Source organism: Ekhidna sp. (genome assembly GCF_965227465.1).
Classification (GTDB): Bacteria; Bacteroidota; Bacteroidia; order Cytophagales; family Cyclobacteriaceae; genus Ekhidna.
The window spans coordinates 2,124,288-2,148,147 of sequence record NZ_OZ245746.1; the positions used below are offsets into that span (position 1 = coordinate 2,124,288).

Consider the following 23,860-nt stretch of genomic DNA (forward strand, 5'->3'; position numbering starts at 1 on the left):
TCGTTAAGATTTTAAGTAGGGAAAAATAGTGCATTTGCATTAGCCGTAGTTAATTCATCCAATGCTTCTTTCGAGATACCTAAGTATTCGGATACTTTCCCCGCAATGATTGAGACATACGCAGGTTCATTTCTCTTACCACGGTGAGGTGCTGGAGTTAAGTAGGGACTATCAGTTTCTAATATAATTCTGGTGCGATCTAGTTGAGGAATAATCTTATCCATTCCGCCATTTTTAAACGTGCTAACGCCTCCTAAACCAAGGTAAAAGCCTAAATCAGTGATTTGTTTCCCTTGCTGCTCCGATCCTGTAAAGCAATGAAAAACTCCTTTGAGTCCGTCATTTTTATACTCCTCCACCAACTCAATCGTTTCATCTATGGTCTCGCGACAGTGGATAACCACTGGGATATCATATCTGAGTGCTAATTGGCATTGAAAATGGAAGGCTTCTTGCTGCTGCTCCCAAAAAGTTTTGTCCCAATAAAGATCAGTCCCCATTTCCCCGACCGCAATGAACTTTCTTTTTTCGAACCAATCTTCTACCAGCTTCAGCTCTCTCTCAAAATCTTCTTTAACCGAACATGGATGCAATCCCATCATGGGATAGCAGATATTCGGATATTTCTCTTCCAGGTAAAGCATTTGATCTATCGAGGTTTGATCGATGTTTGGCATCAAAATTTTATCTATTCCGCGCTCCTGTGCTCTTTCAACAACCTGATCGATATCTTCCTGAAAATGTTCAAGGTATATATGTGCGTGAGTATCTATCATGCTAGTGTATCGAATTTCATTCCCTTGTGTTGAAAGTGATTCAGAATTTCAGGTAAAATTATTTTAAGATTCTTGAAAGCTTTCTGACTATCATGAAAAACAATAATACTTCCAGCTTTAGCTTTCTTTAACTTAGTTACAGCCAATCTAGTATTCAGTGATGGATCAAAATCCCAGGACAAATGACTCCACATAATTGATTTGAATCCCGTAAGTTTTCGTATCTGGCTCCTTTTAGCACGGCCATACGGCGGACGGAATAATCTCTTGCAGGAGGTAAATTGTGAAATCAATTTTTCACATTTTTCGACATCCTGTATATATACTTCATCGGCTGAGTCCCATCCCTTCAGATGGTTGAATGTATGATTAGCGATGAGATGTTGCTTACGGACAATTTTTTTAGTGATCTCTGGATTGACCTCCATATTTTTTCCAATGCAAAAGAAAGTTGCTTTGGCATTGAACTTATCCAATTCATCCAATACCCAGGGGGTAGCTTCAGGATCCGGGCCATCATCAAACGTGAGGTAAATTTTATTATGAGAGGGTATTGTAAATGTGCAAGAAGGGTGCAAAACCCTGGTAAACCACGGAGTTTTGTAAAAACGAATCATTTGTTTTGAATACGACAGGAAAGCATTGTTATATCATCATGAAACGGCTTGGTTCCTTTAAATGCATGCAACGCTTCTAGTATTATATTGTGAAGTTCTGTCAAATCATGAGGGCAATCTCCCTTTAAGATTTCGAGTAAACGATCAAATTCAAAAGCTTCATCAGCTTCATTAAATGTCTCTGTCAATCCATCGGTATAGGTAAATAGGAAGAACTCATCTAACCCCTCCAAAAACTTTGTTTCAATAAATGGTAACGGATCAAACATTCCCAATACCGTAGTTCCATCATTCAGCAACTCAATTTTATCACCGTGACGTAGTACAATTTCATTATGCCCGCAGTTGATGTATTCCAGTTTTTTAGTTTTGAAGTCATAAATCCCTGCAAAAAAAGTAATGAAGTTCTCAGCGTTTCCACTCACAAAAGTTGTGTGATTCAATTCGGTGACAATTTCCAATAAATCTTTCGTCTGTCTAACCAATGCTCTCAGGGAGGCTTGAAAATTGGACATAAGTAATGCCGCTGGAACACCTTTACCGGAAACATCAGCTATACAAGCCAGAAACTTATTTTCATCTATTTGGATATAATCATAGTAGTCCCCGCCTACATCGTGATGAGGTAAGTAATAGGCCTCAATCTGTAACCTCTCGATCTTTGGAAGCTCTTTAGGAAAAAGGAAATTCTGGACTTTCTTAGCAATTTCCAGTTCCCTCCGGTACGCCTCTTGTTCCATTTGCTGGCGTGCCAATCGCTTATTTTCGATTGCTACTAAAATGATATTAGTCAATGCATTTAAAAACCGATTTTGGATTCCCAACTCATTGTCAGACTCAATGAATACTACAGACAGAATCTTATTCTTATGATAGACAGGAAAGACCGAATTGAATTCATCAAATGAGGTTTCAGTTAATCCCATTTGATTTTTTAATTCTTGATACTTATCCGGGAGCTTCTCTCCCATCAAATTGTTTTTTGTTCCGAAATTCACTCTACAAACCCACTCTCCTTTTTGTTGGGCGTAAAGCGCCAGTTTATTGATCTTAAGGTCTGCTAATAACGTAAATTTGTAAATCTTCAATAGATCATCTTCAGGCAAGTTATTATTGACGGCTTGCGTGACCTCTAGCAATGCGTTGAGTTGTAAATCCTTTATATCTATGGAAGTTTCCTTCACTGAGAGTTGTGTTTAAATAGTCCTTTCTTTGATGCAAGGTAGAAATAAGATTGAAAGTCGTTTTCCAGATCTAGCTGATCAAGCTCTGATTCTTCGTCTACATTCTTATACACTCTTATCCATCCTCTTTTAGCCATATTCATCAAATTACGCTTCAGTTTATCATCAGCTAGCTCTGTAGCCTCCTTTAAATCCACATAAGAAGTAACAAAATAAAGCTCATCAATTATATCAAATTCTTCCTCGGTCATCTGTATTTTCTTCCTTTCCAGGTGTATGAACCAAAGATAGAATTCATACCCATGAATAAAACATGCAAAGGGTAAATTATTTGGAAAACAAGCAGCGGCAAAAAGGTTTTTTTACCATTCATAAAGGTATTAACAGGAGCAACAAATATGTACATGGAATAGAACCTAAGTAGGGCGATTCCAGCTATGAATATTGGATCAATTAACTGAAGGAAGACACCAACAATAGCTCCATAGAATACCAAATAGTCAAAGAAAAACAGAACAGCATTCAGTCTGACTTTCCAATTCTTATTGTGCTTCCACTTACTAGTCCATCTTGATCTTTGGTTAATAAATGACCCTATGTTAACATGAGCCGGTGTATTAACCACAGCATTTTTAGCTTTTAAAAAGCGTGTACTCCGAGGGAATCTCTTCATGATATTAAAAAGCAAAAATTCATCATCTCCAGATGGGGTAAATAAATTATTCGCATACCCCCCTACCTCCTCAAAGGCCTTTTTTCTAAATCCCAAATTTGCCCCACTGCACATACTCGGATTCTCATCTGAAATAGTGACAGCTCCAAACCCCATCAGTCCGGCAAACTCCACTTGCTGAAGGCGGGCAAATAAACCTTTGCCTCGAATCGCAACAGGGCCGGCTACCATGTTGGTCAATTCATCAAATGCATCATTATATGATCTGATCCAGTTTTTATCTAATTCGCAATCTGCGTCTGTGGTTAGTATTGTTTCATGTACAGCAGCAATAACTCCAGCAGTTAGTGCCTGCTTTTTTCCATTGATTTTTTTGTCCTCCAAATGGATTACCCGCAAAGTAAAATCCAAAGACCCTGATAGTTGCTTCAACTTATTAATAGTCTCATCCTCCGAAAAATCATCCACCACAATCACTTCATAAAGCTCTTTCGGATAGTCCTGGATGTTAAGGTTTCTCAGTATGGATTCAATGGTGTTTTCCTCATTTCTAACCGGGATGATTACTGAAAAAGGAATCATGGATTCTTTTGACTGAATAGCGGGTATTTTCTTCCAACCTCTGGCCAGTCTCAAATAAAATAAAACATGAAGCAGTGTGAATGCTGCGATCAAACCCATCATTACGCAATGTTAGCTTTTATAATTGTAGGGGTGAATTCAAGTTTAGAAAAAATAAGTAAGTACTAAAGTCTTACTTGGACGACTTCATTTTCCAAATAAAAAACAATCCCACAAGTGAAGGAATTACCGTATTGATGACCCAAATAAGAAAAACAGGAACAATGATTAGCTGTAGGTTGTCAACATGTGGTTTAAAGAACAAGATGCCTGATGCTTCCCGCACACCGATACCACCAAAAAACAGAGGCAGAGCTGAACGAATCAGAAAAACCCAACCAATTCCAGCGATTAACAAATTAGCACTGAGAGATGGAAGAAAAATTACCAAAAGAAGGTAGAATTGAAAGACAAATACTCCATACCTGAGTAAGGAAAGCGCGACCACTTTAATCAAAAGACTTTTAGCTAGTTCTTGAAAATAAGTAGAAAAACGATTGATTGATTTTCTGAAAAGTATTCTCAATAGTGGAATTCCAAAAAGTATTACAAGCAAAAACCAACCATTGAAGTCGTATTGGATTGCTAAAAAGCTGATCCCATATAATCCAAAGCAAAGGGTCAACACAAGCATTATTCCCCGATTGAGAATTGCTGCAGAAGTTGCCTGATATTTATCTTTCTGCTGAGAAATGCGAGCAAGCAGGTCACCTGAAGTCAACGGCAATACCCAATTGAGCGCCAGGCCTCCAAGGACTGCCCTCCAGGCATCATTCATGCTAATTTCTTCAAAAAGATCAACAGATATTTTCCATCGTAATGCCTCCAGGTACCAGTTTACTATCATCAAAGCAATAACTATGGTCAGGTTTAGGACGAATCTGTTTGGGACAAAAAAGTGATCTAAAGAAATTGGTTGATCTCGAAGTTTTGAAATTAGAAAATACAGACATCCAAGCGTTATCAGCACCTTGAATGTCCATGTGAACCATGGGTTTTGAAGATAGTTTGAATGGTTGTTCTTAATTTGCATCTGTGGCGATAAAAGAGCGCATCATATTAGGCATAGACCCAGGCACGAATGTAATGGGATATGGGTTGATCCATTGCAAAGGTGAGAAGATGAGTGTGATTCAATTTGGTGTGATTCATTTGAGCAAGTATAAAAATCATGAAATTAAGCTGAAGAAAATATTTGATCGGGTGACGGAGCTCTTGAAAGAATACCTCCCCGATGAAGTTGCACTGGAGGCCCCTTTTTTTGGGAAGAATGTGCAATCCATGCTAAAACTGGGGCGTGCACAAGGAGTGGCAATGGCAGCCGCACTTAACAGAAATATGCCCATTCATGAGTATGCCCCAAAGAAGGTGAAGCAATCTGTCACCGGTAATGGTAATGCGAGCAAAGAACAGGTGTCCAACATGATTCAGATGTTGTTGAAATTTGAAGATGCCCCTAAACTAATGGATGCCACGGACGCACTTGCCGTAGCAATTTGTCACCATTATTCATCCAAAACGGCAATAGGTGGTAGTGGCAAGAAAAGCTGGAAAGCGTTTATTTCTGATAATCCAGGGAGGGTGAAATAGTTCCTTCATTTTTTCCATTCGATGAAAAAACGAAACAAAAAAATCTTACGGTCCGCCGCTCCGGTCAGCATCAATCCAGCCAACCCACTTGCCAACACGTGATTTTGACTACTTCCAAAACTCAATCAGTTTCCAATCATAAAGATTAACTACGATTAATGTGAGAATAGAAAAGGCTTCTTCTGTAAGAAAAAATCTACCTTCCGCTAAGTTCAATTCTAATAACTACTCTTTCTCCATACCCTTCACACGCCTCTTTGCAATCTCAATAGTCATCTGATCAATGACTGCTCGAAGAGTCTCTTCGCAAGGGTCAGCTTCGTATTTAGCAACTACTTTATCAAACTCTCCCGGATCGGTTAGAAGTGAACGAACCTCATCTATTTTCTTGATCATTCCTGCATCCATGGTAGGTAAATTAATGTGGTGTAATTAAAACAAAAAACCCACCTACAGGTGGGTCAATATCTAAACTCTAAAAATCTAAAATCCAATTACTTAATCGCCTTGCTGATCTTCTTAGCTGTCTCAGCCATTTCTTCCTTGCTTGGTGAAAGCTTCATGTTGGCAAAGTTCATGTCGTCCATGGTCTGCATGGGAATCAAATGAACGTGTGCATGTGGCACCTCCAGTCCCATCACCGTCACACCTACTCTTTCACAGTCTATGACTGATTCAATAGCACCGGCTACTTTTTTAGCGAACAAATGAAGCCCTGCCAGTGTATCATCATCCAAATCAAAAATGTAATCCACTTCTTTCTTGGGGATCACCAGCGTGTGTCCCTCAGTCAGTGGGTTGATATCTAAAAAAGCCAGGTAATTATCATCCTCTGCCACAATGTGTGCTGGGATTTCCCGCTCAATGATTTTGGTAAAGATGCTCGACATCAGACGGTAATGTCTAGTATTTCAAATTCAATGTCACCAGCAGGAACTTTGATCATAGCCTTTTCTCCTTTTTTCTTACCTAAAAGACCTTTACCAATTGGTGACTGCACAGAAATTTTACCGCTTTTCAAGTCAGCCTCTTCCTCTGCAACCAATTGATAGGTCACTTCCATATTATTCTTCTTGTTCTTGATTTTCACGGTAGAAAGAATAGAAACTTTTGATGTGTCAATGGTTGACTCATCAATTACCCTGGCATCTCCGACAACTGTCTCGAGCTTAGAGATTTTCAACTCCAATAGCCCCTGGGCCTCCTTGGCCGCATCATATTCAGCATTTTCACTCAAATCCCCTTTATCACGAGCTTCAGCTATTTGCTTTGCCATGTCCGCCCTTCCTTTAGTCTTGAGTTCGTTTAGTTCTGTCTTTAACTTATCAAGTCCTTCCTTTGTGTAGTAATTAACTGCCATAATTGTTCTTACCCCTTTAAACAAAAAATAACGGCCTCACATTGAAGCCGTTTTCCCGTGTTGTCGTATTTTGATAATGCAAATATATAGGAAGCTGGACCTGAAATCAAAAATCTAAGACCAAATCCAAATCAGTTTAAACTCACATCAATAGATCATTTGTTAATTTTCAAAACTCCACTAAAAGTTAATCGTCAAATAAGCATGGTTCACCTCATTGTATTATTCATCTGTCGGAAGACGTTCGTAATTACCCTTTTAATGCGATAAGATTGTATTAGAATTAATAACTACCAACACATGTGATCAACATTTTAAATGATGATTTCTTTCAAAACCCCACATTCATGAAAAGACCTGAATCAAATCGGGCAGCAAATTTTCTGGGTCCTGAATTCAAAAAAATCAGTCAGTTTGGTAGTAGCTCCATAGAGATAGACTCTATCTATCGTATTGCTTTGATACGGTGGGTTGGTAAAGTAGATATTGGAACCACTAAGAAAATTATTTTCGCAGGCATCAATTCTGAAGAATTTAAAAACTGTGCTAAGATTTTATTGGATCAATCTAATCTGGTAGAGTTTTCAACAGAATCCAGGATTTGGCTGAAACATTTTTTAAAAAACAACGCAAAAGGATATAATAAAAAAGTAATAAAGCTTGGATCAGTCAAACCACAAACCGCAAGTGGTTTATTGTTTAGCAACTTTGCAAGTGAGCTTCTAAAATCAGAGATGCCGGACCTACGCAGAAAAAGATTTGATAATGTAGGGGAGGCAATAGGCTGGCTTATTTAATCAACCAAGCTCAATAATTTTACTTGCTACCACTTCACTTATTTTTTGATATGACTCAAATGTCCATCCAGCTACATGCGGTGTGATTAGTACATTGGGTAAATAGGTTAGTGTGTTTAATAACGCTACCTCCTCATTTGAATAACTTTCTAGTTTTTCATTCGCCAAAACATCTAACCCTGCTGCATACAGTGACCCATCTTGCAGTAGATTAATTAACCCAACTGTGTCCAGAACTTCTCCTCTTGCGGTATTTATCAATACTTTAAGGTTTTTGAATTTCCTCAAGTAAGATTCCTTGAAGAGTTGGTTGGTTTCTGTATTAAGTGGGATGTGAATACTTAAAATTTCAGTTTTCTCGAATAGTTCTTCCAGGTCCACACGCGTGATAAACGTTTCATCTAATACATCTTTGTATTTATCATAACCGATAACCTTACAATCAAACCCCTGGAGTTTTTTGGCGAAACACATCCCCATATTTCCCATCCCATAGATCCCAACGACTTTATCTTTGAGTTCAATACCTCGATTATTTTCCCTGTCCCAAATTCCTTTTTTTATCTCCTCAAAAGCAGATGGGATTTTGTGTAACAAGGAAAGCAGAAGTCCCAGGACATGCTCTCCAAGTGCATCTCTATTACCCTCAGGTGCATTAATTGCTGCAATCCCCTTTGACACTAAATAGTCCTCATCTACTTTATCCATCCCCGCTCCTGCACGAGCCACAAAAGCCAGATTCTTGCCAGCATCAATTAATTCTTTATTGACAGAGGTTTTACTTCTGATGACCAGCCCGTAAAATCCCTCTATGATTTCTAAAATCCCCACCCTGTCTATAACAGGAAGATAGACCGGATCATATCCTGCCTCTTTCAGGAGCGGAAGTATACATTCATGCATGTCATCTGCGATGAGTATGCGTTTTTTAGCCGTCATAAGTTATATAATAGGTGTGCCGTCGAGAAATAGACAGCCAAACCCAGCAAATCGTTCGTTGTGGTAATAAAAGGACCTGAAGCTAACGCTGGATTAACTCCAAAACGATTTAATAATAATGGAGTTATTGTCCCCATAAATGATGCGAGTAATACCACGGCGAATAAGGCGATCGCTACTGTTGCCGCCAGGGGTTGCTCACGCATAAATAAGATAACTGCCCCAAATACCATTAAAGAAAGGATTAATCCGTTGACAATAGCAACCATAAATACCTTTAACAATCTTTTCCACATACTATCGGCAAAAACATTTGGATTGGCAAGACTTTGAACGACGATAGAAGATGATTGAATACCCACATTGCCACCGGATGCAGTAATAAGTGGAATAAAGAAAGCCAATGCCGGGACGATGATGATTTCATTTTTGAAAAAACCCATAAACTGGGCACCTACCAGACCTCCGGCCATTCCTATAATTAGCCATGGTAAACGGGCTCGAGAAATCTTCCAGACGGTATCATCCTCCTCCACATCGGAGCTCACTCCTGTCATTAGTTGGCGTTCTTCTTCCGCATTTTCCCGAATCACATCAATGACATCATCAATCGTAATTCTTCCAACTAATCTCCCTCGCGCATTTACCACAGGAACTGCTTCCAGGTCATACTTCTGCATAATGCTGGCTACCTCTTCTTCACTTGTAGAAGTCTCAACAGATATAATCTGATCATCATAGATATCTGCCACTTTGGCTCCAGATTTTCCAAGTATGAGATTTTTGATTCCAACTTTACCAAGTAAGTTCTCTTTGTCATCTACCACATAAACCGAATAGATTTTCTGAACATTTTCAGCCTGTAACCTGATTTCATCTATGCATTGAGAAATACTCCAGTTCAGATTTGCTTTGATTAGCTCTTTTGCCATCAATCCACCGGCCACATCCTCATCGTATTCAAGGAGTTCCATCAGGTTAGAGGCTTTCTCCTCATCGGAGATTTGACGGATCACTTCATTTCTGTCGGCAACCCCCATCTCATATAAGATGTCCGTGCCATCATCAGAATCCATCAGCTCAACAAAGGAAGCCAGGTCAGGAGCAGAAAATTCCTGCAGAAACTGCTCACGAACGTCCTCCTCCAGGTCCTCCAAAATTCGGGCACCTATTTCAGGAGATAATAAATCAAAGACGTATTTGCACTCTTCCGAATCAAACTCATCCAGCAATGCAGAAATATCCGCTGGGTTAACTCCTTCCAGACTAGACTTTATGAATGCAGTATCCTGTTCATCCAGCGCCTGTTGAAATCGATCTTTAAACTCTACGGATAATTCAAAAGTCATTACTGCCTCCATCCTCGGAAATTTTTTCAGTAAGCGAGATAAATTCTTGAACAGATAACTGCTCCGCTCGTTGGTTCAGCATGTCAAGAGCGTTGACAGAATCAGACAAATTTAGGTCTTTTAAAGCGTTGCGCAAGGTCTTTCTTCGCTTACCAAAGCCTGCTTTAACCACTCGTTTAAAAAGCTTTTCATCACATGATAATTTCGAAACGGAGTTTCGCTTTAGCCTAATCACAGCTGACTGCACTTTGGGTGGTGGATTGAAAACCCCGGGGGCTACTTTAAATAAGTATTCGATATCATAAAATGCCTGCAGCAATACACTCAGTATTCCATAAGTCTTATTTCCATGAGTAGCACAAATACGGTCGGCTACCTCTTTTTGAATCATACAGACGACCTCCTCTACTTTGTCTCTATCGTCCCATATTTTAAAGAAAAGCTGTGAGGAAATATTATATGGGAAATTTCCAATGACATTGAATTTTTCAAACGGAACGTCATATTTAAGGTAATCCTGAAACAGAAATTGATCTGCGTTGGACGGGTAATTTGATTTTAAATATTCGATTGACTCTTTATCCACATCAAGGGCATATAGCTCAACCCCTTCCTGCGCTATTAGATACTTGGTCAAAACTCCAGTCCCCGGTCCTATTTCCAGTACCGGCAATTGTTGCTCATTCTTCAAAGCTTCTACAATCTTGAAGGCGATATTCTCATCCTTTAAAAAGTGCTGACCTAAATGTTTTTTGGGTTTTACGTTTGCCAACTTATCCTCCATTTATAATATTGTGTTGGCCCGAATTTTTCAGGCTATCTTCCGATTCGTTAAAAATACATTGCAAATGGGTGAATCATCTGGCAAAAAAAATAAACCTATCATAGGAATTACTATTGGGGATGTAAATGGTATTGGGCCAGAGGTTATTATCAAATCACTGGAAGACAGTCGTATCCTCAAACAATTCACTCCAGTAATTTATGCGTCGGGTAAAGTCATCTCCTACTATCGTAAAAACTTAAACAAGGAGAATTTCAACTACCAACAGATAGGTTCCATTGAAAAGATAGTTCACCGAAAGGTGAATGTCCTTAACGTCTGGGAAGAAGCCATTGAAATTAATCCCGGGCAAGCCAATGAGACTGGCGGAAAATATGCGGTATTATCCCTCCAGAAAGCAGTAGCCGATCTCAAAGAAGGTAAAATTGATGCCATTACGACAGCTCCGCTAAGTAAAGACCTGGTTCAATCAGATGATTTTAACTTTCCCGGACATACCGAATACCTGACTCAGGAAGCTGGTGAAAAAGAAAGTCTGATGTTCTTGGTCCACGAAGCACTACGTGTAGGTGTGGTCACGGGCCACATACCTCTGAGCGAAGTGAGCCAGAAAGTGACCAAAGAAAAAATAGTCATCAAGTTGAAGAAGATGATCAAATCTCTGCAAAAGGATTTTGGGATAAAAAAACCCCGAATAGCTGTGCTAGGAATGAATCCACATGCCGGTGAAAATGGCCTACTTGGAGAAGAAGAAGAAAAAGTAGTGACTCCAGCAATCGACGAGGTAAGAAGCGGCCATCATATTGTGATGGGACCCTTCCCTGCCGACGGTTTTTTTGGGATGAGTTCGTACAAACAATATGATGGTGTCCTGGCTATGTATCATGATCAAGGACTTATTCCATTTAAAACTTTGGCGTTTGAGGAAGGAGTAAATTACACGGCTGGATTACCATTTGTGAGGACTTCTCCTGATCATGGCACAGCCTTCGCAATTGCCGGAAAAAATGAGGCAGATGAGACGTCATTTCGCAACGCACTATACCTCGCCAATGACATTATTCGTCAAAGAAATGAAAATCAGTATGAAAGCGCTGAAGAAAAGTAATTCATAAAGCTTTTGTAGTACTTGGATTCTATCTAAATTTGCGGGTCTTTACCGGGAAGTGGACGGAAATGAAGGAATTGAAAGCGTATAAGATTGAAATTTTTGGATTGAGTAATAGCACTCACGACTTCAATTTCACGTTTAATGACGATTTTTTCAATCATTTTGAAAATAGTCTGGTAAACAAGGGCAAAGGCACTTGTGATGTGATTTTGACAAAAACAGATGCAATGATTACGCTAAACTTAAAGATTAGCGGATCTATTGAGCTGGAATGTGATAGAAGTTTGGAACTTTTCGATTTCCCAATAGCAGTTGAAAAGGAAATCATTTATAAATACGGAGACGAGGAGAAAGAGTTAAGTGAGGACGTATTTGTGATTTTAAAAGGAGAACAAGAACTTAATATCGCTTCATTTTTGTACGAATCAATCAGCCTGGAAATACCGATGAAAAAGCTTCATCCAAAATTTCAGGATGAGTCCGAAAGTGATGGAATGATTTACATTTCTGAAGCCGAGGAAGAATCACAAGAAGAAAGTGTCGATCCCAGATGGGAAGCTTTAAAAAAGTTGAAATAAGAAAAATTTAGATAGAGAAAGAAGATGGCGCATCCAAAACGAAAGATTTCGAAAACCAGAAGAGACAAAAGAAGAACGCATTACAAAGCGACTCCAAAAAACTTTGTGATCTGTCCTACTACAGGTGAAGCTCACCTTCCACACAGAGCCTTCTGGCATGAAGGTAAACTTTACTATAAAGGTAAAGTAGTGATGGAAAAAGAAGTTTTAGCTTAAGCTAAGCAAGATGCCTAAAATTCAAGCAGCCATAACTGGCGTTCATGGTTACGTTCCGGAGGACGTGCTAACCAATAAAGACCTTGAGAAGATAGTGGACACCAACGATGAGTGGATCACCAGTAGAACAGGCATCAAAAAACGTCACATACTAAAAGGTAAAGACCAGGGTACTTCCGTAATGGCTGTAAAAGCCGTCGAAGGACTTCTGAAAAAAACCAATACCAAAGCAGAAGATATTGATCTGGTGATTTGTGCTACTACAACACCAGATCTTGTTTTTCCTGCCACAGCCAACATTATAGCCAATCAAATCGGCGCAGTTAATTCGTTTGGATATGATATCCAGGCCGCATGTTCTGGCTTTTTGTATGCGCTCGCTACCGGATCTCAGTTCATAGAAACGGGCAAATACAAGAAGGTGGTCGTCATTGGAGCAGATAAAATGTCATCCATTGTTGATTACACTGACAGGGCTACCTGCATCATTTTTGGAGATGGGGCTGGTGCGGTTATGTTGGAGCCTACTGAAGAAGACTTTGGAATTAAAGACTCGATCTTGAAATCCGATGGTTCAGGTGAGCCTTTCCTTCATATGAAGGCCGGCGGTAGCCGAAGACCTGCAACAGAGGAAACCGTAAAGAACCGTGAGCACTTTGCCTATCAGGAAGGTTCTACCGTATTTAAGTTTGCAGTAAAAAACATGGCTGACGTTGCTGCTCAGGTTATGGAGCGAAACAACCTTACTTCAGACGATGTGGCCTACCTGGTCCCTCATCAGGCAAACAAACGAATCATTGACGCCACAGCCAACAGAATGGGCGTAAGCGACGAAAAGGTGATGCTTAATATTGCAGAATATGGCAATACAACAAGTGGCACAATTCCACTTTGCTTATTCGATTATGAAAGCAAGCTAAAAAAGGGTGACAACCTGATCCTTGCCGCATTTGGCGGTGGATTTACCTGGGGATCTATCTGGGTAAAATGGGCGTACGATCCTAAATAATTAATTAACATCCAAAAAATTCATGGCAACTACCTCAGACATCAAAAACGGACTTGTGATTGAATTCAATCACGATTTGTTTAGTGTAGTAGAGTTTCAACACGTAAAGCCTGGCAAGGGTCCTGCGTTCGTTAGAACCAAGTTGAAAAGTATAACCACCGGAAAGGTGATTGATAATACGTTCTCCGCAGGGCACAAAATCACGACTGCACGTGTAGAGCGAAGACCTTATCAATTTCTTTACAAGGATGATATGGGCTATCACTGCATGGACACCAATACCTATGAGCAGGTGGCCGTTCAGGAAGAACTTATCAACGCACCCAAGTTTTTGAAAGACGGGCAAGAAGTCGACATCCTATACCACGCAGAAGAAGAAAAAATTCTCGGATGCGAACTTCCTCAACATGTGATTATGACTGTAACACAGGCGGATCCCGGCGTAAAAGGAAACACGGCCACCAATGCAACCAAAAATGCAGTTGTAGAAACAGGAGCTACCATCCAGGTCCCTATGTTTATTGAGCAAGATGAAGTGATCAAAATCAATACGGTGGACGGCAGCTATGTAGAACGAGTAAAGTAAATGCAGATTCGGATTTATCTGATGAAGAAATTTATGTTCGGGCAAAAGAAAATTTTATACCTTAGTTCTTAAGATTTATTAATCAACAATTAACCTATGAAGGCCAAAGAAATTCAAGAATTAATAAACTTCCTTTCCGAGTCAGGTTTGGAAGAAGTGAATATTGAGACAGATGACTTTAAGGTAAGCATCAAGAGAAGTGCTGAGCAACATGTGATTGCATCTGCTCCTATGGCAGCAGCTCCTGCGCCACAAGCCGCACCTGCTCCAGCACCTGCTCCTCAGGCAGCACCTGCAGATGGTGGAAATGCTCCTGCTTCTGATAGCAACCTTGTTGAAATAAAATCACCCATGATTGGTACTTTCTACCGATCTGCTAACCCTGAATCCCCTGCTTTTGTAGAAATAGGAAGCAGCGTGAAGCAAGGAGATACCGTATGTATCATTGAGGCGATGAAGCTATTCAACGAAATCGAATCTGAAGTTTCCGGAAAAATTGTGAAAGTGCTTGTTGAGAATGCTCAGCCTGTTGAGTACGATCAGCCACTTTTCCTTGTTGATCCATCTTAAACCGTTTAAGGCATGTTTAACAAGATATTAATTGCCAACAGAGGCGAGATTGCTTTACGTATCATCCGTACCTGTAAGGAAATGGGTATCAAAACGGTGGCCGTCTATTCCAAAGCAGATGCAGATAGTCTTCATGTGCGATTTGCAGATGAAGCCGTGTGTATTGGTCCTCCACCAGGAAAAGACTCCTACCTGAAAATCCCTAACATCATCGCGGCAGCAGAGGTAACCAATGCAGACGCTATACATCCGGGATACGGGTTCTTATCTGAGAATGCGGAGTTCTCTCGTGTATGTGCAGAAAACAACATTAAGTTTATCGGTGCAAGTGAGGAAATGATCTCTAAAATGGGTGATAAGGCCACAGCAAAAGCGACAATGATTGCTGCTGGTGTTCCTGTTGTCCCAGGGTCTGATGGACTCCTAGAGTCAGCTGAACATGGCATGAAACTAGCCAAGGATATTGGCTACCCTGTCATGATTAAAGCGACTGCCGGAGGTGGTGGCAAAGGTATGAGGCTCATCAAAGAAGAAGGTGAATTCAAAAAGGCATGGGATAGTGCTCGTCAGGAAGCAGCGGCTTCATTTGGTAACGACGGCATGTACATGGAGAAATTCGTAGAAGAGCCCCGTCACATAGAAATTCAGATCGTGGGCGATAGCAATGGAAAAGCCTGTCACCTTTCAGAAAGAGATTGCTCGATCCAACGAAGACACCAGAAGTTGATCGAAGAAACCCCCTCGCCTATCATTACGCAAGAGCTACGAGAGAAAATGGGAGCAGCAGCGATCAAAGGAGCTGAAGCCATCAAATACGAAGGTGCAGGTACGGTAGAGTTCCTGGTAGACAAACATGGTGACTTCTTCTTCATGGAGATGAACACGCGTATCCAGGTGGAACACCCGATCACAGAAGAAGTAACGGATTATGATCTGATCAAAGAACAGATCAAAGTGGCCGCCGGAGAACCAATTTCAGGACGAAATTATTATCCGCAGCTTCACTCGATTGAGGTACGAATCAACGCTGAAGATCCGGCAAACGGTTTCCGACCTAGTCCTGGTAAGATCACTAACCTTCACTTCCCAGGAGGACACGGGGTACGTATCGATAGTCACGTATATGCGGGCTATACCATACCCCCTTTCTACGACTCCATGATCGGTAAGTTGATCGTGAGTGCACAGACACGTGAGGAAGCGATCATTAAAATGAAACGTGCACTTGAAGAGACGGTGATTGAAGGCATCAAAACCACGATTCCGTTTCACCTTAAGATGATGGACGATAAAGCGTTCAGGTCCGGAAACTTCACTACGAAGTATTTGGATACGTGGGATTTCAGCGTGCTGAAGTGATAGAAAGTCAATAAGAATAAAACAAAAACCCTCGCCGGATTCGGTGAGGGTTTCTTTATTTTATTGAAAATCATGTACCCCATGGAGTTATAAGAAATTATATTTATTTTTAAATAACTGTATGTTATATTAACTAGCCGTACAATGACTGAAATAACTACCCACCATCAAATTATTAGAAATGAAACAAAAATTTTTATGCCTAATTATTTTATTAGCATTTTTTATCTCTTGTCAATCAGACAATCATGAATTTATAAAACCCGAACAATCTGAATTTATCTCCATTTTAGATAATCCTGAATTGCAGCAAATAAAATCAAGTTTACAAAATGATGATTTAGTTTTTCAGAATGGTAGAACTCCAATGAACACCTCAGATCTGATTGAAGCTGCTAACTGGAATAAGGTTCGTAAACTTTACGACCAGCGAAATGAGTATGATGCATTTGGTATGGTTTTAGATATTGAAACGGATGATTATCTAAACAATCTTGTGATTTTTAGCCAAAATAATAAGCTCTATCCTTATTTATTTACTTTTAACCCATCAGAAAAGTGGAAAAACGATTTGGTCTTTCAGTCAGAAAATCCACTAGACGGGGAAACTAAACTGATATCTTTATTTACTGGTAAAACATATCATTCAAATAAATCTAGAACAAGTAGTACAGGAAGAACTACTAGCGAATGCTGCAATACTGTACTTGTGAAAAAGAATAATAATGAGATTCGTCAACTAGCCGACGGAAGTCTTGATATCATTGTAAGACCACCTACCTATATTAGAATTACATTGTGTGGAGAATGTTCAGGCTATGGCGATGGTCCAAATGAAGAGTGGGTAGATGGAATACTTGATGAAGGAGGTGGCGGTTCCCCTGGAGAAGAGGATGATGAATCTGATGAGCTTAAACTACCAGTGGTCGATGAAGAAGATTGTAATACTTCAAAAACCGATATCCTTGACGCATTTCCAAATGCAAAAGATACTGATGCTAAGGAAGTTGCTGACTATGTAAATAAACATGCTGCAGACTTTGGGATTGATAATAAGTATGAGTTACAACACTTTCTAGCTCAAACAGCTCATGAGAGTAAGCGATATGACGGTAAACCATTCGGAGCATTTGAGGAAAATTTAAATTATCGGATTGCAAAGCTAGGCGTGGATTATTGGATAAGAAGGTTTAATCCTGCATCTAATCCTACAGCTGATGCGAATAAACAAAATCCGAATGATTATAAAAGAACTGACAAGCCTATATATGTAATTAAAGATAAGTTTGCCAACTTCGTCTATGGTGGAAGAATGGGAAACAATAAAACTGGTGATGGTTATAAGTATAGAGGAAGAGGTCTTATGCAGTTAACAGGAAAGGATAACTACACCGCATTTGCTAGTTTCTACAAAGAAAATTATGATAGTTCAGTGGATTGCTTAGCCAATCCTGATTTACTAACAAGTAATAAAGAAATTGGAGTAATTTCTGCGCTTTGGTTTTTCAAAGAGAACATTTTGAATAAAACGACCATCAAATCAAACACCTCAGTTGATATTCTTAGTAAAATTATTAACGGGGGTGATAATGGTTTAGAGGAACGAAGAGACAATTTGAAAAAAGCAAAAGAACACATTAATTGTATCTAAAATTGAAAAAATGAAAAAATTAGGATTTATATCATTAATTGGTATTTTATTTTTAACAGCCGCATTCACTATTAAAAGCAATATTTTCCAAAATCCAAAAGACAAAATAGTGGGTACTTGGATACCAGATGAGGATGGTTATGATTATAGATGGGTATTTAAAAGTGATGGAGTTTTGGAACAATATAGTGACGGGAATTTGGATCAAAAATCCAAATTCTTTGTTACTGAGAATCCAATTTGTGAAAAACCTGTTACAGAAGAAAGTGGTTTATACTATATAGTCATAGAACCAATAGATTTTCCACTTGAAAGAACTGATGGTGGTAAATGGATTTTCTGCTACGAACTTGATGGAGTAACTGAAGACCGTTTAAGTCTTATTTATGTTGGTGGTGCATCTTATAGTCCAACCACATTTAAACGATTGAAGCTTTAAACCTGTCGATTTGATAAGCTGTCTTTTTATTTAAAAATGATAAAAAAGAATCTTTATCTAAGAAAAAGAATTCTCGTTTTTATTATTACTATTGGAGGGCTAGGTCCGTTTGGTTTTGCGCCTCTTTGCACGAAATGCCAACCTAAAACTAATGATCTATCCCCTGAACAGTTTGCAAACATTAAGCTAAATGGGGTAACTCTTAAATCTATTTGGGAGACAAATGGGAATGAGGCTCAAGTAAAAAACCTCCTTGGTATTCCTTTATCTATCAATAAAGAAGGAGAATTTACGGATGGAATTATAAGTAGAGACTTTTACTATAACGGTCTTGAATTGGGATTCTATAACAACAGCAAATGGGAATTTGGGTGGTTTTGAATTGACCAATTCTACTCCCACAATATCTATCAAAGGAGTAACTATCAGAATCGGAGATAAATATTCGAAACTTGGGATTGTAAAACTCAATACGAATAAAGATGGTACAAAGGGGATTCTTTTTACTCCTAACAATGATGAAACAATTTACTTATCAATTGGTTTCGATCAAATTACGGGCGTTATTACCGAAATAAGTTACTATGTACTCACATGGATGAATCAAGTCTTGTTACAAGAATAAGAAGAGTTTAATGCCCTCAAAAGTTTTAATATGAGATGAAGAATCTCCCTCTTTCTCATTGTTTCTGGGTGATTAACAATTTTATAAATTTTAAAGCATCAATTTCATCAGTCTAAATTTTATTTTGCTAAAAATATTAGCAATTGATAATTTGCTTTCTATCTTCGCTATGTGAAGTACATCAATTCGAACAGGCAAGGAGGCGTTTCTTATCGACCATGGGCTGAAAGGGTCAAAGAACTTTTAGATGAACATGAATTATCACTACCTGAACGCGCCCAAATGCATGAAATGTACAATGCGAACTTCACCTATGAGGAAGTACTTCTCAAAGTACAGATCCGAACACTGAAATATGTGGTGATGCGATTTTATGTCAAACACGGCCAGGGAGAATACGAGGCAACATTCAAAACAGACCAACAAGCCAAAGACTTTTTCAAGAAATTTCCGGAGCTAAGAAAAGAACTTATCGTAGATGCTCCGAAGTATCAGCGGTGATTTTTATAATCTTTTTATTTATTTGTCTTCAACAAATCATGCTCAGTGCATTCCAACCTAAGATTCAAATCATGAATCTTATTCTTGGATCTATTAAGAAATTAGCATGCGAGTAAAACTCCTATTATTACATATAACCATTGTTTTTATCAACTCATGTGATGATGAACGCCTAACTCTTGCTGATCTGGATGGCACGTATGAAGGAAACTTCATCAGATCTTCTCCTTATGCAAAATATGCCCCCGCTCAGGTTACGCTCACTTTTGCAAACGGTCAGTTTCAGGGAGCCAACGAGAAAACCAAATATCCGGCAATATGCAATGGAACATATGAAGTAGAAGGAGACAAAGTGGAGTTTATAAACGCCTGTATCTGGACCGCTGAATTTGACTGGTCCTTGATACTCTCAGGCGAATTCTACATTGAGTTTGAAGCTAATACGCTGACGCTGCAGCGAAAAAATGGAGATATTACGGATTTGTACCAGTTGAAACGTAAGTAAATAACCAGTAATAAGCGTACGCTAAACAAGTCGTTCCTAGCCCCTGGAGTTCTCTATTTGATCTTGTACTGCATTAGCAAGCAAAGCATTCACCTCTAAAATGGTCCTAAGATTTCCTGTACTTTTAGCATTGTTAAATAGTAAAGAATGATCCAATTCTCCACACCTCGGGAAAAACGACTTTGGATATGGTCATTGCTTATCAGTATAACCATATTCTTAAGCCTTTTTCTTGGAAAGCCTCTACAGCACCAATTGAGAGATCAGAACGTACAAGCAATAATTTTTGTACTTGGCATGTTGTTCGTAGGGGTAACCATTTTGATCCATGGGTTGAGGTCAAAACCCGGAAGATTTCAATTTACGATTTTGATTGGCGTAATGGCTGTTTATGTGATGTTTTTTCTACGGCTAGGAGCTCCCGAAAGGAGCCACTTGATTGAATATAGTGTTTTAGCGATTTTCATACACAGTGCATTGCAGGAGCGAACCAAAGTTCAAGGAGTTCAAAAATTGAAGCAAGCACTTGGTGCGTTTTTGATTACATTCTCGATTGGAGTAATTGATGAGAGCATTCAACTGTTTTTACCAAACCGGGTGTTTGACCCGCAGGACATTCTTTTCAATGGTATCGTTACCTCTTTTGCTATTGGGACCAGTCTACTCTTAAATTGGATACGCGAACGGGTTAAATCGAAGGCAAATTGATGATAATTCATATGAAAAAGACATTTAATCAATATCTCTCTACTTAGCGGTTCTCTACTTTTTCCACCAGCTCTTTATACCAGTCTGCTCCATACTTACGGATCAAGGCATCTTTGAGAAACTTATAGACCGGTACTTTTAACTCTTTACCCAAATCACATGCTGGTGAACAGATCTGCCATCGATCATAATTTAGCGCTTCAAAATCTGGAAGCTTTGCAATGCGTATGGGATAGAGGTGACAGGAGATCGGTTTCTTAAAGTCGGTCTTTCCCTCTTTGTGAGCCTGCTCTATGCTGCACTTCAAGATTTTGTTTTCATCATAAAAGGCGAAAGCACATTCTTTACCGTTGATTGTGGTGGTAGATAGATCACCATCTTCATCCAACAGGTAGCCTCCCTCCTTTTCCAGTACATCAATGGCCTCCTGAGTGAGGTAAGGTTTTACCAGCGCTATAGCTTTATCTATTTCCTCCAGCTCCTCTTCCAATAATGGTGCACCCAGATCCCCCTCCACACAGCAGGCACCCTTACATTTGGTTAGGTCACAAACAAATGCTTCCTCTATTACATCATCTGATACCAACGTCTTTCCGACCTCAATCATATATTTCAAATTGTCATCCAATATCGTCCTTAAACAGTAATCCTTGATATTCTATTGATAGATATTTCGATAAACTCAATATGATCGACCTTTTTTCTAACAATGTCATGTTGAGCCTGTCGAAACATCTTTAACTTTTATAAAACTCCAATCAATAGCATATCAATTTGCTCAAATACCCAAAATTTTCTACAAAACTATGGAACAATTTTGGACTTTATGCGTTACTTGCTTGTACATTATATGTACATACATTTATTTTGAAGAAAAATTAAACACACAAAACCATGATTAAAGCATTTATCATTTTCGCAGCGCTACTGAATGGCGAGGCTAAAGAAATGAAGGTAAACACCACTGAGAGTGTAATTACCTGGACAGGAAAGAAAGTAGTAGGAAAAAGTCACACTGGGACTTTGAAATTGCAGGAAGGCACTTTGCAGATGGATGGCAATAAGTTGACCGGGGGATCTTTTGTGATCGACATGTCTACTTTGGAAGATACAGATTTATCCGGCGAGTGGAAAGCAAAGCTGGAAGGACACCTTAAGTCTGATGATTTCTTTGGAGTAGAGACATATCCGACTGCAGCGTTTGTAATAACAGAAGCTAAAAGCACTGGAAAAGGTTCTTACAACGTAACAGGAGATGTTACGATTAAAGGAAAAACTGAAACGATTTCTTTTCCAGCAACCATCAAAGAAGTGGATGGTACATATGAAGCAACAGCCGATTTGTCATTTGACAGATCAAAATTTGATGTGAGATACGGATCGGATTCATTCTTCGATAACCTGGGTGACAATGTAATTGAAAATAATATTGACCTATCGATCAAACTTATTGTAGGTAAATAGGGTTAAAATACTAGTAGTAGTGATTAGGTGATTTGGGCCGCTACGGATTTTTCCGGGCGGCCTTTTTTATGCAGGATTTCTAACTCATCAGGCAGAATATTAAAGTTTGTTTGGTCAATTTTTGCGGTAGTCATCAACTAACTGTAAAATGAATTTCAATGAACGCTTAAAGCCTACACTTACATTGATCTATAATGATCTCAATGATGAATGGAGGGTTTATCATGAAAATACCTTGCTATTTCTAGGTAGCAAAGCCAAATGCCAACAATTTATAATGGAACAGCGGTCACCAAAGAGTGCTTAAAAATGTTTCCACCCCTGAGCCTGAAGTTCCACTATATTCTGGCTTCTGGTCACAAACGTTTTTCCTTTCTCCTTTTTCTGCATGTAGCCGATGGTATGAATGTCCGCATGATTCTTTATTTTCTCAAAATCTTCCTGACCGATAGTGAAGAGGAGTTCATAATCCTCTCCCCCATTCATGGCACATGAATTAGGATCTATGCTAAACTCAGCAGCAGTCTCATAAGCTTGTTTTTCTATCGGTAGCTTATCCTCATAGATAGCAACACCCAAACCGGATTGCTTACATAAATGAAACGCTTCAGATGCCAGTCCATCAGATACATCAATCATGGATGTAGGTCGAATACCCAAATCTTTGAATTCATGGATGATATCCATGCGGGCCTTCGGTCGTAGTTGCCTACCCACCACATAATCATATTTATCCAGCTTTGGCTGCATATCCGGATTGGCCATAAATTCGGCCTTTTCCCGCTCCAGCACCTGCAGTCCGACAAATGCTCCACCAAGATCTCCCGTGACACAGAGGATATCATTTTCCATTGCACCATTTCGGTACACTACTTTATCTCTATCTACTTCTCCTAGTGCGGTCACCGAAATCACCAGCCCTGTCGATGATGAGGTCGTATCGCCACCAACCAGATCTACGTTATATTCATCACAAGCTGCTTTAATCCCATCGTATATGGCCTCAACGGCTTCCACAGAAAAGCGATTACTTAAACCCAGGTTTACTGTGATTTGCTTTGGAGTGCCGTTCATTGCTGCGATATCGGAGATATTGACTGCCACTGCTTTATATCCTAGATGAGGAAGTGGCATATAAGACAGATCGAAATGCACACCTTCCAACAACATATCCGTTGTTGTAAGTAAGTATCGATCTCCAAGATCAAAAACGGCGGTATCATCGCCTATGCCTTTTACCGTTTTCTCATTTTTTGGCTCAAATTTTTCGGCAATTCGATCGATTAGACCAAACTCGCCTATTTCCCCAATTTCAGTTCTTTTTTCTTCTGACATAATTTTGATGAAATCCTTCACTTCGTTCAGGATGACACTCTTCGGGAAATGTCATGCTGAGGAACGAAGCATCTATTTATATTAATGACTTTTTATTTCCTGACACAACTCTACTAACACGCCATTCGCTGACTTGGGATGGACAAAGCACACAAGTTTATTGTCTGCGCCTTTGAATACTTCCGGTCTTGTAAACTGAAAACCGTCTTCTTGCAATCTTTTCAATTCATGATGAATATCCTCTACCTCAAAAGCAATATGATGGATACCTTCACCTCGCTTCTCAATGAACTTTGCAATTGCACTTTCATCTCCATTAGCGGACAGAAACTCAATTTTTGTATTTCCTATTTTAAAAAAAGAAGTATCCACCTGCTCAGATTCAACCGACTCCATTTTATAAGGAGCTTGGCCGAATAGTTTGGTATATACTTCATTTACATGAGTCAAATCCTTGACCGCAATGCCGATATGCTCTACGTTTTTCCACATTTTGCTTATAGTCTATATAAC

The 23,860-nt window shown here is 39.3% G+C and carries 31 protein-coding genes; 16 read left to right on the forward strand and 15 right to left on the reverse strand.

The genetic code is table 11. The features are described 5' to 3' along the window. Positions 1-11: 11 nt before the first annotated feature. From ACO05G_RS09315 to ACO05G_RS09340, 6 genes are all read right to left on the reverse strand, one after another. Positions 12-776, reverse strand: coding sequence for a TatD family hydrolase (locus ACO05G_RS09315; protein ID WP_421765693.1), 765 nt, complete (start codon positions 774-776; stop codon positions 12-14). Next, a complete protein-coding gene (locus ACO05G_RS09320; RefSeq protein ID WP_421765694.1) occupies positions 773-1,393 on the reverse strand; it encodes a polysaccharide deacetylase family protein in 621 nt (206 codons plus the stop codon). Before ACO05G_RS09320 ends, ACO05G_RS09315 begins: the two co-directional genes overlap by 4 nt. Next, entirely contained in the window at positions 1,390-2,577 is a 1,188-nt protein-coding gene (locus ACO05G_RS09325) for a PP2C family protein-serine/threonine phosphatase (protein WP_421765695.1), read from the reverse strand. The genes ACO05G_RS09320 and ACO05G_RS09325 overlap by 4 nt, the downstream gene beginning before the upstream one ends. Continuing rightward, positions 2,574-2,828 carry a hypothetical protein gene (locus ACO05G_RS09330; RefSeq protein ID WP_421765696.1) on the reverse strand — a complete coding sequence of 85 codons (255 nt, stop codon included), beginning with the start codon at positions 2,826-2,828 and terminating at the stop codon, positions 2,574-2,576. Before ACO05G_RS09330 ends, ACO05G_RS09325 begins: the two co-directional genes overlap by 4 nt. Next, complete coding sequence (locus ACO05G_RS09335) at positions 2,825-3,934, reverse strand: glycosyltransferase (protein WP_421765697.1); 1,110 nt, start codon at positions 3,932-3,934, stop codon at positions 2,825-2,827. The genes ACO05G_RS09330 and ACO05G_RS09335 overlap by 4 nt, the downstream gene beginning before the upstream one ends. Before the next feature lie 70 nt (positions 3,935-4,004). Next, entirely contained in the window at positions 4,005-4,904 is a 900-nt protein-coding gene (locus ACO05G_RS09340) for a hypothetical protein (RefSeq protein ID WP_421765698.1), read from the reverse strand. Positions 4,905-4,906: 2 nt separating this feature from the next. Here ACO05G_RS09340 and ruvC point away from each other — a divergent pair, with 2 nt between their 5' ends. Further along, positions 4,907-5,461 (forward strand): crossover junction endodeoxyribonuclease RuvC, encoded by a 555-nt coding sequence (gene ruvC / locus ACO05G_RS09345; RefSeq protein WP_421765699.1) that lies wholly within the window; start codon positions 4,907-4,909, stop codon positions 5,459-5,461. Positions 5,462-5,686: 225 nt separating this feature from the next. Here the strand turns inward: ruvC and ACO05G_RS09350 are convergent, their stop codons facing one another. From ACO05G_RS09350 to greA, 3 genes are all read right to left on the reverse strand, one after another. Continuing rightward, positions 5,687-5,869, reverse strand: a complete 183-nt coding sequence (locus ACO05G_RS09350) for a hypothetical protein (protein WP_421765700.1) — start codon at positions 5,867-5,869, stop codon at positions 5,687-5,689. A gap of 86 nt (positions 5,870-5,955) precedes the next feature. Beyond that, positions 5,956-6,351 (reverse strand): HIT family protein, encoded by a 396-nt coding sequence (locus tag ACO05G_RS09355; protein WP_348284516.1) that lies wholly within the window; start codon positions 6,349-6,351, stop codon positions 5,956-5,958. Next, positions 6,351-6,821: a transcription elongation factor GreA gene (gene greA / locus ACO05G_RS09360; RefSeq protein ID WP_421762553.1), complete on the reverse strand. Its 471-nt coding sequence runs from the start codon at positions 6,819-6,821 to the stop codon at positions 6,351-6,353. Before greA ends, ACO05G_RS09355 begins: the two co-directional genes overlap by 1 nt. A 347-nt stretch (positions 6,822-7,168) precedes the next feature. Between greA and ACO05G_RS09365 the strand changes: the two genes are divergently transcribed. After that, a complete protein-coding gene (locus ACO05G_RS09365; RefSeq protein ID WP_421762554.1) occupies positions 7,169-7,618 on the forward strand; it encodes a hypothetical protein in 450 nt (149 codons plus the stop codon). Here the strand turns inward: ACO05G_RS09365 and ACO05G_RS09370 are convergent, their stop codons facing one another. The 3 genes from ACO05G_RS09370 to rsmA are packed head-to-tail and all read right to left on the reverse strand — an operon-like array spanning position 7,619 to position 10,690. Next, the gene (locus tag ACO05G_RS09370; RefSeq protein ID WP_421762555.1) at positions 7,619-8,557 is read right to left on the reverse strand and encodes an NAD(P)-dependent oxidoreductase; all 939 of its coding nucleotides are present in this window, start codon (positions 8,555-8,557) and stop codon (positions 7,619-7,621) included. Beyond that, entirely contained in the window at positions 8,554-9,918 is a 1,365-nt protein-coding gene (gene mgtE / locus ACO05G_RS09375) for a magnesium transporter (RefSeq protein ID WP_421762556.1), read from the reverse strand. Before mgtE ends, ACO05G_RS09370 begins: the two co-directional genes overlap by 4 nt. Continuing rightward, positions 9,896-10,690 carry a 16S rRNA (adenine(1518)-N(6)/adenine(1519)-N(6))-dimethyltransferase RsmA gene (rsmA, locus tag ACO05G_RS09380; protein ID WP_421762557.1) on the reverse strand — a complete coding sequence of 265 codons (795 nt, stop codon included), beginning with the start codon at positions 10,688-10,690 and terminating at the stop codon, positions 9,896-9,898. Before rsmA ends, mgtE begins: the two co-directional genes overlap by 23 nt. 64 nt (positions 10,691-10,754) lie before the next feature. On the opposite strand from rsmA, the gene pdxA reads away from it, so the two are divergent. The 13 genes from pdxA (at position 10,755) to ACO05G_RS09445 (ending at position 20,548) form a co-directional block, all read left to right on the forward strand. Beyond that, positions 10,755-11,798 carry a 4-hydroxythreonine-4-phosphate dehydrogenase PdxA gene (pdxA, locus tag ACO05G_RS09385; protein WP_421762558.1) on the forward strand — a complete coding sequence of 348 codons (1,044 nt, stop codon included), beginning with the start codon at positions 10,755-10,757 and terminating at the stop codon, positions 11,796-11,798. Positions 11,799-11,836: 38 nt separating this feature from the next. Beyond that, on the forward strand, positions 11,837-12,379 hold the full coding sequence (locus ACO05G_RS09390; protein ID WP_421762559.1) for a YceD family protein: 543 nt from the start codon (positions 11,837-11,839) through the stop codon (positions 12,377-12,379). A 24-nt stretch (positions 12,380-12,403) separates the two neighbouring features. Then, complete coding sequence (gene rpmF / locus ACO05G_RS09395; protein ID WP_348284523.1) at positions 12,404-12,595, forward strand: 50S ribosomal protein L32; 192 nt, start codon at positions 12,404-12,406, stop codon at positions 12,593-12,595. Between the two features lie 10 nt (positions 12,596-12,605). Beyond that, entirely contained in the window at positions 12,606-13,604 is a 999-nt protein-coding gene (locus tag ACO05G_RS09400) for a beta-ketoacyl-ACP synthase III (RefSeq protein ID WP_348284524.1), read from the forward strand. Between the two features lie 22 nt (positions 13,605-13,626). After that, positions 13,627-14,190 (forward strand): elongation factor P, encoded by a 564-nt coding sequence (gene efp / locus ACO05G_RS09405; RefSeq protein ID WP_348284525.1) that lies wholly within the window; start codon positions 13,627-13,629, stop codon positions 14,188-14,190. A 96-nt stretch (positions 14,191-14,286) separates the two neighbouring features. Beyond that, positions 14,287-14,760, forward strand: coding sequence for an acetyl-CoA carboxylase biotin carboxyl carrier protein (gene accB / locus ACO05G_RS09410; protein ID WP_421762560.1), 474 nt, complete (start codon positions 14,287-14,289; stop codon positions 14,758-14,760). A 12-nt stretch (positions 14,761-14,772) separates the two neighbouring features. Further along, entirely contained in the window at positions 14,773-16,119 is a 1,347-nt protein-coding gene (gene accC / locus ACO05G_RS09415) for an acetyl-CoA carboxylase biotin carboxylase subunit (protein ID WP_421762561.1), read from the forward strand. A 181-nt stretch (positions 16,120-16,300) separates the two neighbouring features. After that, on the forward strand, positions 16,301-17,770 hold the full coding sequence (locus tag ACO05G_RS09420) for a glycoside hydrolase family 19 protein (RefSeq protein ID WP_421762562.1): 1,470 nt from the start codon (positions 16,301-16,303) through the stop codon (positions 17,768-17,770). 10 nt (positions 17,771-17,780) lie between these two features. After that, complete coding sequence (locus tag ACO05G_RS09425; protein ID WP_421762563.1) at positions 17,781-18,209, forward strand: hypothetical protein; 429 nt, start codon at positions 17,781-17,783, stop codon at positions 18,207-18,209. 36 nt (positions 18,210-18,245) lie between these two features. Further along, a complete protein-coding gene (locus tag ACO05G_RS09430; protein WP_421762564.1) occupies positions 18,246-18,590 on the forward strand; it encodes a hypothetical protein in 345 nt (114 codons plus the stop codon). Between the two features lie 415 nt (positions 18,591-19,005). Continuing rightward, complete coding sequence (locus ACO05G_RS09435) at positions 19,006-19,335, forward strand: hypothetical protein (RefSeq protein WP_421762565.1); 330 nt, start codon at positions 19,006-19,008, stop codon at positions 19,333-19,335. A gap of 106 nt (positions 19,336-19,441) precedes the next feature. Beyond that, positions 19,442-19,840 (forward strand): hypothetical protein, encoded by a 399-nt coding sequence (locus tag ACO05G_RS09440; protein WP_421762566.1) that lies wholly within the window; start codon positions 19,442-19,444, stop codon positions 19,838-19,840. Between the two features lie 147 nt (positions 19,841-19,987). Beyond that, a complete protein-coding gene (locus tag ACO05G_RS09445) occupies positions 19,988-20,548 on the forward strand; it encodes a VanZ family protein (protein WP_421762567.1) in 561 nt (186 codons plus the stop codon). Between the two features lie 43 nt (positions 20,549-20,591). Here the strand turns inward: ACO05G_RS09445 and ACO05G_RS09450 are convergent, their stop codons facing one another. Next, positions 20,592-21,155: a DUF3109 family protein gene (locus tag ACO05G_RS09450; RefSeq protein WP_421762568.1), complete on the reverse strand. Its 564-nt coding sequence runs from the start codon at positions 21,153-21,155 to the stop codon at positions 20,592-20,594. A gap of 287 nt (positions 21,156-21,442) precedes the next feature. Here ACO05G_RS09450 and ACO05G_RS09455 point away from each other — a divergent pair, with 287 nt between their 5' ends. Further along, positions 21,443-22,012, forward strand: a complete 570-nt coding sequence (locus ACO05G_RS09455) for a YceI family protein (protein ID WP_348284534.1) — start codon at positions 21,443-21,445, stop codon at positions 22,010-22,012. 303 nt (positions 22,013-22,315) lie between these two features. On the opposite strand, the gene thiL is transcribed toward ACO05G_RS09455, so the two are convergent. Both thiL and mce read right to left on the reverse strand, forming a co-directional pair. After that, entirely contained in the window at positions 22,316-23,347 is a 1,032-nt protein-coding gene (gene thiL / locus ACO05G_RS09460; RefSeq protein ID WP_421762569.1) for a thiamine-phosphate kinase, read from the reverse strand. Positions 23,348-23,428: 81 nt separating this feature from the next. Beyond that, positions 23,429-23,839 (reverse strand): methylmalonyl-CoA epimerase, encoded by a 411-nt coding sequence (gene mce, locus ACO05G_RS09465; protein WP_348284536.1) that lies wholly within the window; start codon positions 23,837-23,839, stop codon positions 23,429-23,431. Positions 23,840-23,860: the final 21 nt, after the last annotated feature.

Excerpts from the sequence above, each read along its gene's own strand:
- ACO05G_RS09450 (WP_421762568.1), bottom strand. The coding sequence starts at position 21,155 with ATGATTGAGGTCGGAAAGACGTTGGTATCAGATGATGTAATAGAGGAA.
- ACO05G_RS09340 (WP_421765698.1), bottom strand. The coding sequence starts at position 4,904 with ATGCAAATTAAGAACAACCATTCAAACTATCTTCAAAACCCATGGTTC.
- ACO05G_RS09365 (WP_421762554.1), top strand. The coding sequence starts at position 7,169 with ATGAAAAGACCTGAATCAAATCGGGCAGCAAATTTTCTGGGTCCTGAA.
- efp (WP_348284525.1), top strand. The coding sequence starts at position 13,627 with ATGGCAACTACCTCAGACATCAAAAACGGACTTGTGATTGAATTCAAT.
- accC (WP_421762561.1), top strand. The coding sequence starts at position 14,773 with ATGTTTAACAAGATATTAATTGCCAACAGAGGCGAGATTGCTTTACGT.
- thiL (WP_421762569.1), bottom strand. The coding sequence starts at position 23,347 with ATGTCAGAAGAAAAAAGAACTGAAATTGGGGAAATAGGCGAGTTTGGT.
- mce (WP_348284536.1), bottom strand. The coding sequence starts at position 23,839 with ATGTGGAAAAACGTAGAGCATATCGGCATTGCGGTCAAGGATTTGACT.
- ACO05G_RS09440 (WP_421762566.1), top strand. The coding sequence starts at position 19,442 with ATGCGAGTAAAACTCCTATTATTACATATAACCATTGTTTTTATCAAC.
- ACO05G_RS09370 (WP_421762555.1), bottom strand. The coding sequence starts at position 8,557 with ATGACGGCTAAAAAACGCATACTCATCGCAGATGACATGCATGAATGT.
- accB (WP_421762560.1), top strand. The coding sequence starts at position 14,287 with ATGAAGGCCAAAGAAATTCAAGAATTAATAAACTTCCTTTCCGAGTCA.
- rsmA (WP_421762557.1), bottom strand. The coding sequence starts at position 10,690 with ATGGAGGATAAGTTGGCAAACGTAAAACCCAAAAAACATTTAGGTCAG.
- mgtE (WP_421762556.1), bottom strand. The coding sequence starts at position 9,918 with ATGGAGGCAGTAATGACTTTTGAATTATCCGTAGAGTTTAAAGATCGA.
- ACO05G_RS09455 (WP_348284534.1), top strand. The coding sequence starts at position 21,443 with ATGATTAAAGCATTTATCATTTTCGCAGCGCTACTGAATGGCGAGGCT.
- pdxA (WP_421762558.1), top strand. The coding sequence starts at position 10,755 with ATGGGTGAATCATCTGGCAAAAAAAATAAACCTATCATAGGAATTACT.
- ACO05G_RS09355 (WP_348284516.1), bottom strand. The coding sequence starts at position 6,351 with ATGTCGAGCATCTTTACCAAAATCATTGAGCGGGAAATCCCAGCACAC.
- ACO05G_RS09425 (WP_421762563.1), top strand. The coding sequence starts at position 17,781 with ATGAAAAAATTAGGATTTATATCATTAATTGGTATTTTATTTTTAACA.
- ACO05G_RS09315 (WP_421765693.1), bottom strand. The coding sequence starts at position 776 with ATGATAGATACTCACGCACATATATACCTTGAACATTTTCAGGAAGAT.
- ACO05G_RS09320 (WP_421765694.1), bottom strand. The coding sequence starts at position 1,393 with ATGATTCGTTTTTACAAAACTCCGTGGTTTACCAGGGTTTTGCACCCT.
- ACO05G_RS09430 (WP_421762564.1), top strand. The coding sequence starts at position 18,246 with ATGATAAAAAAGAATCTTTATCTAAGAAAAAGAATTCTCGTTTTTATT.
- ACO05G_RS09445 (WP_421762567.1), top strand. The coding sequence starts at position 19,988 with ATGATCCAATTCTCCACACCTCGGGAAAAACGACTTTGGATATGGTCA.
- rpmF (WP_348284523.1), top strand. The coding sequence starts at position 12,404 with ATGGCGCATCCAAAACGAAAGATTTCGAAAACCAGAAGAGACAAAAGA.
- ACO05G_RS09350 (WP_421765700.1), bottom strand. The coding sequence starts at position 5,869 with ATGGATGCAGGAATGATCAAGAAAATAGATGAGGTTCGTTCACTTCTA.
- greA (WP_421762553.1), bottom strand. The coding sequence starts at position 6,821 with ATGGCAGTTAATTACTACACAAAGGAAGGACTTGATAAGTTAAAGACA.
- ACO05G_RS09400 (WP_348284524.1), top strand. The coding sequence starts at position 12,606 with ATGCCTAAAATTCAAGCAGCCATAACTGGCGTTCATGGTTACGTTCCG.
- ACO05G_RS09335 (WP_421765697.1), bottom strand. The coding sequence starts at position 3,934 with ATGATGGGTTTGATCGCAGCATTCACACTGCTTCATGTTTTATTTTAT.
- ACO05G_RS09330 (WP_421765696.1), bottom strand. The coding sequence starts at position 2,828 with ATGACCGAGGAAGAATTTGATATAATTGATGAGCTTTATTTTGTTACT.
- ACO05G_RS09420 (WP_421762562.1), top strand. The coding sequence starts at position 16,301 with ATGAAACAAAAATTTTTATGCCTAATTATTTTATTAGCATTTTTTATC.